Below are 13,457 nucleotides of genomic sequence, written 5' to 3'. Positions count from 1 at the left end.
GGCATTGGCACGGTCAAGTTCTTCAATCATTAAATTAAAGTGGTCATTATGTTTTTCTAATTCGTCCTCTTTTTTTAATAACTGTAAGAATCCTCGTACCGTTGTCATTGGATTTCTAATCTCATGGCTGATACCTGCTGCCATTTGCCCTATTAATTCTAAGTTGGAAAACCTTCTCAGTTCATTTTCATATTTCTTTTTTTCCGTTACATTTTTAAATAGGCAACAGATACCCTCGTCATACGGGTAAGCCACTACTTCGTAACAATAATCTTCAGAGGTTGCGGGAATATCGAAATGTACAGGAACTCTCTCTAACATCGCACGATGAAATTCTTTATACATGACGGTATCTATACTTTTCGGGAAGATCTCCCATATATTTTTGCCTAATACATCATTTGCCGCTTTCTTTTGTGGTAGATATTGATGTTTATTTATGTAAATAAATTCCCATTCTTTATTCAAAGCGAAGAACCCATCCGTAATACTTTCAATAACACTTGTAACTTTTTCATTAGCAGCGGCTAGTTCCCTTGTTCGCTCTTCCACCATGTTTTCAAGTTGGTCCATATATAACAAGTTTGAAAACGTAGGGGCTGTGGCATCAACTATAGATTGTGCCAGCTGAATTTGGGATTCATCGTAACTGTGAGTTTTTCTCACCAAATCCACAACTGTTATTACCCCTAATACTTCTCCCATTGAAACCAATGGAATCATAAGCAGCCCCTTTGTATCCTCACTTGGGATGTGAATTATATTTTTTGTTATAATAGCCTCTTGGATCATGGCTTCATAGCTATGGTCCATTTTTATGTTATTAAGGGTTTCACTCCACTCTGCTTCCGTCCAATCACAGTCTTTACTTAACTTCGTTAATCTAATTGTTTTTTTTTCTAACGGTTCTAGGAGGTGGGCAGCAATATTTTTGCTATCTAAAATCTTTCCTAAGTAGAAAAAGCATTTATCGAGACTTTCCTGTATCGAGGTACACATCGATAAATCACGTGTAACATTAAGCAACAACTGCTTTTCGGCAATAAGGTTTTCCTTTTGTGTTAAATTATTCACGTTTTGAATTGCGACTGCAGCCATATTCACATAAGCTTCAACACTTTGAATTTCCGACTCTGTCAAGTTCATTGGTGTTCCATAATCAAATAAAAAAACTAGACCAAATAACTCTTTCTCAAATGAAATAGGCAGAACTAATAAGGATTTAATTTTGAAGGCTTCAACTGTTTTCGGATCCGGTCGATTATCTTTTGAGGTATCCGGGATGTGGATGGTTTTTTTAGTTTCAATCACTTCTTTGGCTAGTAAGTCTATATCAGGATCAATTAGTTGCGTATCGAGCGCCATGCCATTCATGAGTTCAGGTTTTCCTGCAAATCCTCTAAATGTTCCATCTTTTTGAGGTAAATAAATACCAACGGAATTACATTGAACAATCTCTTCAGATATTGCACTTGTTACACGCTGTAATACTTCACGTAGTTCTAACTTTGTATTTATTATTTTTGTTATATTTGCAAGCCTAGAATATCTTGTTTGTTCCATTAACATTCACACAGTCTCCAATCAATTGGGYTAGCGTTTATTATTTACGTCTTAGTGATCTTTCAAAGGACGGTATCCAAATAGAAATAAAGAATACTATATTATTAATAAAAAAGATTCCATACTGAATATCTTTTTACATGGGGTAGGAATTTGGATTACTTATTTGAACCGATTAATGAAAAAGTATATGTACTAGCAATATGGGACACAAGTTGGAAATCTTATAACAACTCTTACTTTATTGTACAGGAAGTTGATAGATTTAGGTAAAAAGGAGCATTCCATATACCTTGAACAAGCTCTAAATAGAATAGGCAAATCACCAGAAGATGTTACTCTCATCTTAGCAACCCACGGTCATAAGGATCATGTACAAGAAGCTACTATTTTTAAAAATGCTTCTTTTGAAGAACAAGATGTATTCCTCTCCATCCCTTCCAAACGATAGCCTTATCCTGAAAACATTATCGAATTGCATGAATAATAGCCTTGTTTTTTGTTCGATAAAACTCTTTATTTGAAATTGGTGTTGTTCCCTACGACCACATTAATTGGTAATTTCCAAACCAATATCGATTTCTTTAACATAGTAACTACTTCTTGGAGCCCTCCACATTCTCATTAAATATATATTCTTATTATTTCTTTTGATAAAAAAGTATTTATTAGAACAAGTGTCTACTCAAAACGAAATATATGAGCATATACATATTGAAATATCCAATAATTTGTTACGTTTTCGATGTTAAGAAGATAAGTGTAATTTTATTACGCGAGACCATCATTTTCTTCCCTACTGAAGTTTAACCTCTCATTTTTTTGGAGAATAAAATGAATTCGATAAAGGAGGAATAGAAAAATGATGCATCCGAATACCGAAATTCGGTATGTAAATGAGAAAGTAGGAATTGGAGTTTTTGCAACAAAATTAATTCCTAAAGGAACCATTGTCTGGATTAAAGATGATTTAGATATTGTTCTTGATGAGTCATATATTGAAAGTCTTGATGATGTTCGAAAAGAGTATATATATAAATACTCATATTTAGATAATGACGGCGAATATGTTCTCTCTTGTGATCACGCAAAGTATATTAACCATAGCTTCAATCCAAATATAGTAGATACAGTATATGATTTTGAGTTAGCTGCGAGAGACATTCAACCTGGCGAACAAATAACATGTGATTATGCTGCGTTGGGTGAAGATGAAGATTTTGAATGTATCCCTGAAGAAGGCACTTCAAGAACAAAAGTGACAGCAGATGACTATCTAGTTTTATACGAAGAATGGGATAAAATGGCAATGGAGGCATTTAAGTATTTCAACAAGGTGGAACAACCTCTAAAACATATGATCAGTGAGCAATATACTGATAAAGTAAATGCGGTTGCTAATGGAACCGAACCACTAGATTCAATCCTTACTTTATTTATCGATGATGATAATGATGAAGACTGAGATTGAATTTTCGAACTTTAGAATAACAGTTTTAAAGGCTTTAACAAAACACGACCTAAAACAAATTTTTGAACGCTACTATCGAGGTACAAATACCAAAAACGTTCGCGGCACAGGTCTCGGCATGGCTTTTTCTAGAGATATTATTGAGGCACACGGTGGATGTTATATTGTCGAGTAAAGTTGGCATCGGCACAACCGTGGAAATTCGTTTAAGTGAGTAAAAGATAAAAGGGCTATCTTAGTTGGAAAAATAACTAGAAAAGCCCTTTCTTATTGAAAAAAACAGTCCAAGTAAAATAATTAAACTGTTTCCTTTATTACTTCCTAAACCTCATTTACTTATGGTAAGGTTCACCGTAGCAGGGCTAAATGAGGTTTATTCTCTTTTCCATTTTAGATAGCCGGCTGAAGGACCCCCCAACTCTCTCCTACTCCAACAGCTCTTCCGGAAGCAGCTTAAATCCTTCAATCATCGTGTCTTCTTCCACCTCGATCAATAGACAGCGTTTGCCATTGTAATTGATTTGTTTGACATATCTCAAGTCTTGCGGGCTGATCGCAATATTCGCTACTTTCGTGCTGATTTTGATTGACTTGGACGCGTAGCTTGGAACGACATGGCTTGCTTTCATTTCATAGTTTTTGTCTTCAACCACCTGCTGAAAGGCCATTTCCACTTTTTCCGTACTCACATCTTTTACGCCGCTCGCCTTCAACACACGTGCAACCTCTATAGAATCCAAAGTAGGAGTACTCCCTTCTTCGTCCTCACTCTCTTTTTCCACCAATAACATATTATTGATTTCATCATATACACCGGCGAGGGTTTTCGAATTTACTTCATCACCAATTACTGCTTTTACAATTTCTTCAAACACCGCTTTATCTTCCTCGGCAGTCATGATTTCATTGCCGTTCAACACATTCTCGATAAACTGGAAATCTGGTTTATTCGCTTTGCTCGCAGCATAAAGGACGTGATTGATGTCTGCGGCGTTGTCCGTGAAGCTAGGGAACAGAAATCCACCAATTGGAGTGGCAAGTTTAATGACGGGATCAGCCAGCAGACTGGACTTAAACTCTTTCTCGACAAAATCAAACACCAGTGAACGTTTCGGCAGTTCGGTTTGATTCATGCTACTGAGGATAAATGGAGTGGTATACACTTCATCTCGAGCGTCTATTTCCGTTTCATCGGGATGACGTTTCGTCGTTTTATAATAGTTTCCACGAATGAATGTGATGACTATGTCCTTTTCATATTGGCTATCCTGAACCATCTTCAAGGCGATGCGTTGCATACCCGCTTTCCATTCCCCGACATCATCTGCATGAAGCCCCTCAAATAAAAGTCGCTGCGTATGGTCCGTTTGCCCCTCTCCTTGACGCTGGAACTTCACCTCAAACAGCTTCACATCTAGTTTCCCACCTAAAACCTTTTTAAAGTTGGCAAGGAACAGCTCTTGTTGCTCCCGGTCCAGCAAGGAAAATGAGCGGCTCTCCTCATGATAGATTTCACTGCTTTCCTGCTTGATATAAACGTTATAAATATCAGCTATTTTAAGCAAATCAGTATCCATCTTAAAGTGTTTGCGAATCTCTGCTATATCCTTATTATTCATCTCTAATTCCAACTCCCTGGCAAGTAAGATCCGTGTTATCTACAAAAAAAGAGCATCCAAAGCTACAGTTTAGCTTCTGACACCCCTTTATTATAACAATATTTAAAATGAAGAAAGGAACACAGTCAATTTTGGATTGAGTGACTCCTGTGGGAGCAGCGTAGCGACGTGTCCAGTGAGGCCCCGCGGAAAGCGTTCGCCTGTTTCTGTCTCTACATCGCTGTGCTAGCTTCGAAACCTAACGAGAACCATCCCCTGTTTCATTAGCATTCTTGCTTCATCAAACACAAGAAATGTCCCCGTGTCTCAGTCGTAATAATATCAAATATTTAAAAGGAATTTTATAGTATATAATGGACATATAATAAAAAAGAGAGAAGTGTTGTAAGCACTTCTCCCCATGCAACCTCTGCCGTCAGGGTGGTGGTTGTCATTGTGGATTATTTATGAGAACCACCCTTTTGCTTGCGACGGCGCAGGTGGTTTTCTTGTCTTCTAGAACATTCTTCCGAAAAAAATATGCGCTTACTTCACGCAGAACTCCCTTCAGAACTTCTCTGAGAATTTCAAGAAATGTTTCCGTGATTATCACCTCCTTTCCTAACAAAGGAAAAGAAGATTGACAATCCGGCCACCCCAACAATATACAGCTAACAACTCCATTCTATCATTTACTACCTATCTAAAAACCTATCAATCTTCGACAAATATCAGGGAGTGCCAGGCGCGAATATTAGAACTTTCTAATTTCATCGACTGTCTTTCGATCTAATCGTTTAATAACTGATATTTTACGCTCTCCCGTTATACGATACGGAGGCAAAAAGAAAATAAAAAAGTTAGCTTTTTTTAGTGATTAACAGTAATTCAATTGAGGCTCATGAGATACACCCTATAGAGCATTTCTTTGTAAAGAGGAATGTTTTTACTTTTGCCTTATTAACTTATTAACAATAAAAATATCATAAAAATTAATAAAAATTTATTGTTTATCAATAAATAACATGTTAATATCTAAAAAACAATACTTATGAGAGGTGCTTTTCATGAAACCTGAAACACTATTTTTAAAGTTAGCAGTTGTTCTTATGGGCTTTCCAGTTCTTGCTTTATGCATCTTTTTGGTACCTGAGTTAGGTAATATTGCAGCAAAATTGCTTCCAGAGTTTGATTTGATCAAATACCTCGTTACTATCGTTTTTGATGCATCGGCGATTCCCTTTTACTTTGCTTTGTATCAGGCTTTTAAACTTTTACGCTATATTGATAAAAATAAAGCTTTCTCGCAACTATCTGTATATTCTTTGCGGAATATCAAATTCTGTGCCATCACAATCAGTACCTTGCATGTGCTAGTCTTGCCACTCTTCTATCTCTTTGCGGATAAAGACGACGCCCCAGGTGTCATCTTTATCGGATTGTTTGTTCCTTTTGCTTCAATGATGATTGCAGTCTTTGCTGCTGTTCTTCAAAAGCTATTAAAAAATGCCATCGATATAAAATCAGAAAATGATTTAACGATATGAGGTGAAACCAATGGCTATTGTAATCAATATTGATGTGATGTTGGCTAAAAGGAAAATGAGCGTAACGGTACTTTCGGAGAAGGTTGGCATCACGATGGCGAATCTTTCTATATTGAAAAATGGAAAGGCAAAAGCGATTCGATTATCAACTCTAGAGGCGATTTGTAAATCATTAGAATGTCAGCCTGAAGATATTTTAGAATACAAAAGTGACGAAGACAGTCAAAGGTAAGAGAGTTTGATTAATAAACATTGTTGAGGAAAGTAGGACTTAATATGACAATTATTAAGGGAGGGTATAATCATGGACAGTAACAATTTAATTATTGAAAATATTGCTAATCCCCATGAGCTGGAGAGAATGTTTAGAAATGACCCCAAAGCCTTTAAAAAGTCATTCTCAGACGCATGGGAACAACATCCTGATTCTCAGGTTCTTGGCATTTGGTATGAAAGATTGCATTTCAAGGAGACGGCACATTCAGAAAAATCTTCCTTGATTCAAAAAGATTTCTTATTCATGGGCATTTTAGCCATTCTGGCCGGGATAAGCACCAGAATCATTTTCCATTTTGTCGAACAGGAAGCAATTGCTCCAATTAACCTGGCTTTTGGTGTAATTCCCTTTATTGCTGCCTATTTTGTTTACAATAATACTCCGAAAAAAAGTGTTATTTATTCCCTTGCAGCGTTGTTCCTAATTTCCGGGTTTTATCTTAATATGCTACCATTAAATTATAAAGACAGTATTATCCTTGCTTATTTACATCTTCCCATATTCTTATGGGTATTGGTAGGGCTTGCATTTACAGGAAATGAATATTCAAAAGGCAGTACAAGATTAGCCTATATTAAATTTAATTTGGAATATTGTATTCTCTACGCCAGCATGGCAGTTAGCGGAATGGTGCTAGCGGCATTAACCATGCAGTTATTTAGCTTTGTTGGCTTGGATATAGAAGAATTCTATTTTAGTAATATCGTTTTATTTGGTGCTGCCGCTCTCGCTATTGTGGCTGCATACCTGGTATCAATGAATCTTAAACTTGCTAAGAATATTACACCATATATAGCTAAAATTTTTAGTCCTCTTGTCCTGGTCACATTGTTGGTCTATCTTATAACGGTTATATGGGTCGGAAAAAATCCATTCTTGGACCGCAATTTCCTGATAGCCTTCAACGGAATACTCCTTGGTGTATTGGCCGTTACCATATTTTCTATTACCGAAAGCGACTCAGACGAGAAAAAGAACATTTCAGATTATATAAATTTTTCCTTAATTGTTCTTGCGCTTATCATTGACAGTGTGGCTTTGTCAGCCATCGTGTTCAGACTTTCTTCTTATGGGATTACACCAAACAGACTTGCTGTTTTAGGTGTAAACATACTTATCTGGGGAAATCTTATTTGGATTATGGTCTCATATATGCGTTTTCTACAAAACAAGACCGGACCTTCACCCATCCAAGATGCGGTCACTAAGTATTTGCCAGTTTACGGACTTTGGGCGGCTTTCGTTACATTTACTTTTCCTTTCTTTTTTAATTAGAAAGGCTATATTAATGTAACGGATGTTGATCTTCCTTATAAACACCAAAAATGAAAAAGTTATACTCATAACTTTTTCATTTTTGGCTTTTTATTTTTCTAAAAAAACCTCTTTTACTTATGGTAAGGTTCACCTTTAATAATCCGAAAAGCTCGATATACTTGCTCCACCAACACCAATTTCATCAATTGGTGTGGCAAGGTCATTTTTGAGAATGACAGCTTTTCATCAGAGCGCTTCATCACGTCTTCATGCAGACCGAGTGATCCTCCGATGACGAACGAGATTTTGCTGCGACCGTATGTCATGAGTGACTGTAAATCATCCGCCAGTTGTTCAGACGATTTCATTTTGCCCTCGATTGCCAATGCGATGACATAAGTGTCCGCTCCGATTTTTGCCAAAATGCGTTCGCCTTCTTTTTTCTTGACGATTTCCATGTCAGCATCACTTAAATTTTCCGGTGCTTTTTCGTCTGCCACTTCAATTAAATCTATTTTTGCGTAACTCCCCAATCGTTTTGTGTATTCTTCAATGCCCATTTTTAAGTACTTTTCTTTTAACTTCCCAACGGAAATTATTGTGATATTCACAGGTTATCCACCTTTACACTTTATTTACAAACACGCTATCCACAGAAGTTATACACATATCCACAACCACAAACTATATATAGTAGGCAATCATTCGTTCGCCACTAAATATATTGCAGCGACATCACAGTAATCGCATTTTGTGGATATCTTTTCTTCATCTGTGAGTTCCGTTAAAATCGGGAAGGTATTTTGCTCAGCCACAAACATGTCCAATGCATGTTCTATATGGGTTTGACAGCATTTAATTTTCATATTTCTTCATCCTTTCGATTTTCGAACAATTCAATTAGTTATACACAATTCACACAACTTTATCCACAATCTATTTTAACAAACAAAAAGCGAGTAGGAAAGGTACGGGTTCGCACCTTCTACTCGCTGTGTAAATGTTTTGTTAATATAAAATTGTTATCCACAATTCTTTTTGGTCATCCACAACATTGACGAACCTTTTTATAGAGCTGAATTGTCTTTCAATTCTAAGGTCGCTTCYATCAGTTGACCTTTACGATACACTTTCAATTTCAAATCGTCACCGATTTCTTTTTCATTGTATAAGTGTTTACGTAAATCGACCATGTTCTCGATTTTTTTTCCATCCATTTCAACGATTACATCATATTGTTTCAATTTCGCTTTTTCCGCTGCTGATCCTTCTATTACTTGGTCAATGACCACTCCTGTTGAAACTTCTTCCGGTAAACGAAGTGTATCTCTCTGGTGGTAAGCAGAAACGTTGGTCACATCGACTAATGTTACACCCATTGAAGGACGTTTCATTTCGCCGTATTTTTCAAGATCTTCAATGACAGGGATGGCAGAGTTAATTGGAATCGCAAGGCCAATTCCTTCGACTGTCGCCTGAGATATTTTCATGGAATTGATTCCTATCAATTGACCAGCTAAATTGACAAGTGCCCCACCACTATTTCCTGGGTTGATGGCTGCATCCGTTTGCAATACTTCAGCCTGCCAATCAATTTGGTTATCTCCATTTAAATCAACCGGAATTGCACGGTCTTTACCGGAAACAACACCTGTCGTTACGGATCCTGAAAAATCCAGACCAAGTGGATTACCGATTGCAATGACCGTTTCCCCTTGTTTCAACGAATCTGAATTTCCAAATTCCGCAACTGTTGTCACTTTTGAAGCATCCATTTCTAAAACAGCTAAGTCTGTCCAAATATCGGCCCCAAGTAATTTGGCATCCACTTTGGCTCCGTCTGCCAATGTCACTTCTATTTGAGTTGCACCTTCAATAACATGATTGTTGGTAACAACGTATGCTTTATCTCCTGATTTTTTATAGATGACACCTGAACCTGTTCCCGCTTCTTGTTCTTCACTGGTTGGTCTCAAGAAATCTGACGTGGATTGAATGTTCGTCACGCCTACAACTGCGTTCGCTGCCTTGTCGACTGCAGATGTGACATCAGTAGTTATATCCGCAGATAATTGCTGAGTAGTTGAAGACACAGCTGAGTCTTTGCCACTTACCTCGGTTCCACCAGGCATCATGCCAACGAGCGAAGGAAGCATCAACCAAACGACTAATGCCCCAATCATAACCCCGATAAGACCACTGAAAAAGTAGCCACCTTTACTTCCTTTTCTAATAATCCTCGTTTGTTGTTCTTTTTGTGGATCTGATGGTATTTGATCGTAGTAACCCATAGATAATCTCCCTTTCTGTTATTCGATACCTTTACTTTACCTAATCAACATTAAAATTAGATGAAAATGAATTTAAAACTTGCTCAAAATGAAGAAAAGCGTAAAGGGCAACTCAAGCTCGACGCCATGAAACGTGGAACAGGCCACCCTAACCCTAATTCGGTGCTGGAGTATCTGAATCGAAAACTTGCTTTCGAACGAAGGTACGGAGCTTAGAAGCTGGTTGGCCTGTGAAACTGGACAATGCGCTGGAAGGATGAATGGCACTTATGCCTTCCTGACCCCTAAATGTGCCCGCGAGCTAGCACTTGGTCCTAGACACTACTTAGTAAAAAAAGTATCAAAAAAACCCCACAAAATTGTGGGGTTTAGATAGTCACTAATTCAGTGGCTTTATTGGCATCTGTATCAAAAAGATTCAAATATTCACCGGTAATAATTCCGCATGATTCAAGTGTTTGAGTAACACTCATTCGTGCGAGGTCTTTCATGTTATTATCTTTACTCAAATGAGAAAGATAGATACGTGTTGGTTTTTCTTCGACAACTTCGCTCATTGCGACAGCGGCATCTTCGTTTGACACATGTCCTACGTCGCTTAAAATCCGGCGTTTGACCGACCACGGGTAACGACCCATTTGCAGCATTCCTACGTCATGATTGCTTTCGAACACAAATGAATCTGCACCTTTGATATGACCCTTCATCCGGTCACTGACATATCCAGTATCCGTGATTAACACCAGTTTACGTCCATTTTCATGAAATACGTAAAACATTGGATCCGCAGCATCATGGGAAACGGCGAACGATTGAATGTCTAGTGAGCCGAATGTTTTTACAGTCTCCATATCAAAATGAAAACGTTGCTCGAGTGGAATGTTTCCGACAAGATGTTCCATTGCCATCCAGGTCTTGGCATTGGCATATATGGGAACTTTATATTTACGGGCGAGAATTCCAAGCCCTTTTATGTGATCACTATGTTCATGCGTAACCAAAATTCCGCTCAAGTTTTTCACATTGCGGTCAACAGAGGCGAACAACTCCTCCATTTTACGTCCACTAAGACCAGCATCCACTAAAAATGAATGTTCTTCGGTTTCAACGTAAATGGCATTTCCGCTACTGCCGCTTGCTAGAACACTAAAACGCATGATGAAAACTCCTTACTCTACTTCTTTTTTCTCGGACTCTTTGTTAAATTCGATAATCTTTCCTTCTACGGCATTTACAAAATAGTCTTCCTTCGAGCCATCTTGTAATTCTACACGAACTCGCCAAGTCGGTGCAAACACTTGTGTTTCCGTCAATTGAACGAGTGTGGAATATCCTAAACTAATTTTTGTAATCGTCGAATTTGGTTTCAATAAATTCCGTGTATATAATACTTCAACTGCTTTCTCATCTGGCAATAAGTTTTCGGTTTGCTCAAAATCATCTTCCAACTTTTCGAAGGCCGTTTGTTCATATCTATATACTTCATTATCTTCATTCCAATAAATTGTGAGAAGCGCATTTTGGTTAAAGAAGATTTGGCGATTATTGATAGTTTGGAAAAACACTGCTTTTTTAGCTTTTGCATCAACCTCATACAAGTCGTATGACGAGCCTTCGAATACATGCGTATTAACAAAGTCCTTGAGTGTTGCCGGGTCTTCTAAACTTGCTAATACCACTGGTTTTTTAAATGTGGCTACAAGTTCAGTACGATCAAATATTTCAAAGGTTTGATTATCCAATGTTTTTAACTCTTCAGGAGAGTAGACACGAATGTTGCCGGAAACATATGATTCTTTCAGTGTATTTTCAGGCGCACTCTCATAACGAATGTTATCCGCTTGCAAACGTTCTTCAATTGTTGTTTCACCCAGCACTTCGACTTCCTGTGCTTCATTGTAACGATTTATATATAGTAAATACAAAAATACGTTTAAAATAGAAAACACGATAATGAAGATGGTTTTTGTTTTATTCCAATCCAAACTTCCCACCTCCTAAAACATCAGGTGAAATGCGAGACCACTGATTGTTTGATAAATAAAACCAGGATGGTTCCAATGTCAATAATCGTCTTTCGTCATCGCGTGTTAAATAGTAGCCCGTGGTAATTTCATCGATATTGTTAAAATCAAGTTCTTTCACGGTTTTCATGACACGTGAAGCTTTCTCACCTGAAGGCAACGTTGAAATCACGGTATCAAATGCCAACGACAGATCAAGCGTATAGTAAGGTCTCCGATAGCGATAAATCCCGGGGTCTCCCCAAAACGCCGTTATTTTTGTAGATGTTTCATCACTGAATACGGGATATCCCAACAAATACAATTGGTAATCTATTTGCTGCTTTTCCGGGTTGATACTTGCAAAACGAAATTCATCTGTCCAGCCCCCGTGTTCATTTACATAATCCAAGCTATCAAAAATCAACTTAGATGGCTCGGCTGGTACAAAAGTTTCAGCAGAAGGATTCACAAAACTTAATGTGCGTTCAAGCAAGTTCACATTCATTAATGAGGTTCCATCCGAATATTCTTCATTTGTTGCGCCTACAGGACTTTGACGAACTAGATTTGGGTCACTGAACAGGGCGTCCCTGAAGCGATTGGGATCTATTTCTTGCAGGTAATATGTGTAACGGATACTTTCCACATCTTTTGCTGTAACAAAAAGTGAAGACCTTCCTTTTCGTTCAATTTCCGTGAACTGTGTAAAATTAGCCGTCGGTGATACTACTTCTTGCTTCAATAAATTCATATCAACATTACCTGCAATTGCTGAATACAGTTTTTTGGATTTTGAACTGGCAAAGTAGATTTTCAGTTCATTATTATCAATACTATTCCAATTGACAATTAAGCGATCAAATTCATTTTCAGGTATGTTTGTCATCGAAAATGGCAAAATGATATCATATACCGGAAACGGCACATCATCCGGGAAGAATAGGGTAAAGCGATCAGGCGCATGAATCAGTTCATTTAAATCCATTTCACTTAAATTATTGTTCTCTAATTTCAACTCACTGACTTCCCAGCCCTTCATGACATTAATAACACGATCCAAGTCAAACGGAGACATAGAACCAGTCATTTTGTTTTCCCGACTCGCTATTATTTTATATGGTTTGATTACATCATCTACACGTTTTTGATCTGCAATTGATATATTGAGTACCGGTGCTTGTTTAATGGTTTCATAGTTCGGTGTATAGGTCCATATTGTAAACGTCAGTGTCACACTTAAAACGACAAGCAAGGTGAGGACAATCGATTTAATTTGCTCTACATACTTCAATCCCATTCACCTGCCTCATCCAACTCAAATGGCAACGTAAAGAATATCGTCGTCCCATGTCCTTCTTCACTCTCTGCCCAAATGGCTCCACCGTGTGCTTCAATCATTTCCCGGGCAATAGCTAGTCCAAGTCCTGAGCCCCCCATTGACCTTGCC

Annotated in this window: 14 protein-coding genes and 1 pseudogene; 6 read left to right on the top strand and 9 right to left on the bottom strand. The window is 37.8% G+C overall.

Translation table 11 applies throughout. From position 1 onward, the window contains the following. On the bottom strand, window positions 1-1,569 hold a 1,569-nt coding region (locus AC1DSB_RS05980; protein ID WP_477586090.1), incomplete at its 3' end, for a GAF domain-containing protein. 250 nt (window positions 1,570-1,819) lie between these two features. On the opposite strand from AC1DSB_RS05980, the gene AC1DSB_RS05975 reads away from it, so the two are divergent. The 3 genes and pseudogenes from AC1DSB_RS05975 to AC1DSB_RS05965 all read left to right on the top strand — a co-directional run. Then, the gene (locus AC1DSB_RS05975) at window positions 1,820-2,014 is read left to right on the top strand and encodes an MBL fold metallo-hydrolase (protein ID WP_477531152.1); all 195 of its coding nucleotides are present in this window, start codon (window positions 1,820-1,822) and stop codon (window positions 2,012-2,014) included. A gap of 411 nt (window positions 2,015-2,425) precedes the next feature. Beyond that, on the top strand, window positions 2,426-3,028 hold the full coding sequence (locus AC1DSB_RS05970; RefSeq protein WP_477531153.1) for an SET domain-containing protein: 603 nt from the start codon (window positions 2,426-2,428) through the stop codon (window positions 3,026-3,028). A gap of 52 nt (window positions 3,029-3,080) precedes the next feature. Beyond that, window positions 3,081-3,252 (top strand): annotated as a pseudogene (locus AC1DSB_RS05965) (sensor histidine kinase); the annotation flags it as partial. 207 nt (window positions 3,253-3,459) lie between these two features. Here AC1DSB_RS05965 and AC1DSB_RS05960 read toward each other — a convergent pair. Beyond that, a complete protein-coding gene (locus AC1DSB_RS05960) occupies window positions 3,460-4,653 on the bottom strand; it encodes a DUF4317 domain-containing protein (RefSeq protein ID WP_477531154.1) in 1,194 nt (397 codons plus the stop codon). 1,046 nt (window positions 4,654-5,699) lie between these two features. On the opposite strand from AC1DSB_RS05960, the gene AC1DSB_RS05955 reads away from it, so the two are divergent. The 3 genes from AC1DSB_RS05955 (at window position 5,700) to AC1DSB_RS05945 (ending at window position 7,731) form a co-directional block, all read left to right on the top strand. Further along, entirely contained in the window at window positions 5,700-6,179 is a 480-nt protein-coding gene (locus AC1DSB_RS05955; RefSeq protein WP_016428901.1) for a DUF2975 domain-containing protein, read from the top strand. Between the two features lie 10 nt (window positions 6,180-6,189). After that, window positions 6,190-6,411 (top strand): helix-turn-helix domain-containing protein, encoded by a 222-nt coding sequence (locus AC1DSB_RS05950; protein ID WP_477531155.1) that lies wholly within the window; start codon window positions 6,190-6,192, stop codon window positions 6,409-6,411. A 72-nt stretch (window positions 6,412-6,483) separates the two neighbouring features. Then, on the top strand, window positions 6,484-7,731 hold the full coding sequence (locus AC1DSB_RS05945; RefSeq protein ID WP_477531156.1) for a DUF4153 domain-containing protein: 1,248 nt from the start codon (window positions 6,484-6,486) through the stop codon (window positions 7,729-7,731). Window positions 7,732-7,844: 113 nt separating this feature from the next. Here AC1DSB_RS05945 and rlmH read toward each other — a convergent pair whose 3' ends face one another. From rlmH to AC1DSB_RS05910, 7 genes are all read right to left on the bottom strand, one after another. Beyond that, entirely contained in the window at window positions 7,845-8,324 is a 480-nt protein-coding gene (gene rlmH / locus AC1DSB_RS05940; RefSeq protein WP_477531157.1) for a 23S rRNA (pseudouridine(1915)-N(3))-methyltransferase RlmH, read from the bottom strand. Window positions 8,325-8,414: 90 nt separating this feature from the next. Further along, window positions 8,415-8,579, bottom strand: a complete 165-nt coding sequence (locus AC1DSB_RS05935) for a CxxH/CxxC protein (protein WP_016428905.1) — start codon at window positions 8,577-8,579, stop codon at window positions 8,415-8,417. Window positions 8,580-8,780: 201 nt separating this feature from the next. After that, window positions 8,781-10,004, bottom strand: a complete 1,224-nt coding sequence (locus AC1DSB_RS05930; protein WP_477586088.1) for a S1C family serine protease — start codon at window positions 10,002-10,004, stop codon at window positions 8,781-8,783. 368 nt (window positions 10,005-10,372) lie between these two features. Continuing rightward, window positions 10,373-11,161: an MBL fold metallo-hydrolase gene (locus AC1DSB_RS05925; protein ID WP_342542582.1), complete on the bottom strand. Its 789-nt coding sequence runs from the start codon at window positions 11,159-11,161 to the stop codon at window positions 10,373-10,375. A gap of 12 nt (window positions 11,162-11,173) precedes the next feature. Then, complete coding sequence (locus AC1DSB_RS05920) at window positions 11,174-11,998, bottom strand: two-component system regulatory protein YycI (protein ID WP_477586085.1); 825 nt, start codon at window positions 11,996-11,998, stop codon at window positions 11,174-11,176. Then, a complete protein-coding gene (locus AC1DSB_RS05915; protein ID WP_342542584.1) occupies window positions 11,976-13,307 on the bottom strand; it encodes a YycH family regulatory protein in 1,332 nt (443 codons plus the stop codon). The genes AC1DSB_RS05920 and AC1DSB_RS05915 overlap by 23 nt, the downstream gene beginning before the upstream one ends. After that, window positions 13,298-13,457: ATP-binding protein (locus AC1DSB_RS05910; RefSeq protein ID WP_477586092.1), on the bottom strand; the 160-nt coding region annotated here is incomplete at its 5' end. The genes AC1DSB_RS05910 and AC1DSB_RS05915, both read right to left, overlap by 10 nt.

This window comes from Paenisporosarcina sp. P4_E4_2, assembly GCF_056401595.1.
This window is presented reverse-complemented; position numbering and strand designations above follow the sequence as displayed.

What these genes read in the sequence shown, in the direction of transcription:
- AC1DSB_RS05970 (WP_477531153.1), top strand. Translation starts at nt 2,426, where the DNA reads ATGATGCATCCGAATACCGAAATTCGGTATGTAAATGAGAAAGTAGGA.
- AC1DSB_RS05960 (WP_477531154.1), bottom strand. Translation starts at nt 4,653, where the DNA reads ATGAATAATAAGGATATAGCAGAGATTCGCAAACACTTTAAGATGGAT.
- AC1DSB_RS05955 (WP_016428901.1), top strand. Translation starts at nt 5,700, where the DNA reads ATGAAACCTGAAACACTATTTTTAAAGTTAGCAGTTGTTCTTATGGGC.
- AC1DSB_RS05950 (WP_477531155.1), top strand. Translation starts at nt 6,190, where the DNA reads ATGGCTATTGTAATCAATATTGATGTGATGTTGGCTAAAAGGAAAATG.
- AC1DSB_RS05945 (WP_477531156.1), top strand. Translation starts at nt 6,484, where the DNA reads ATGGACAGTAACAATTTAATTATTGAAAATATTGCTAATCCCCATGAG.
- AC1DSB_RS05935 (WP_016428905.1), bottom strand. Translation starts at nt 8,579, where the DNA reads ATGAAAATTAAATGCTGTCAAACCCATATAGAACATGCATTGGACATG.
- AC1DSB_RS05925 (WP_342542582.1), bottom strand. Translation starts at nt 11,161, where the DNA reads ATGCGTTTTAGTGTTCTAGCAAGCGGCAGTAGCGGAAATGCCATTTAC.
- AC1DSB_RS05915 (WP_342542584.1), bottom strand. Translation starts at nt 13,307, where the DNA reads ATGGGATTGAAGTATGTAGAGCAAATTAAATCGATTGTCCTCACCTTG.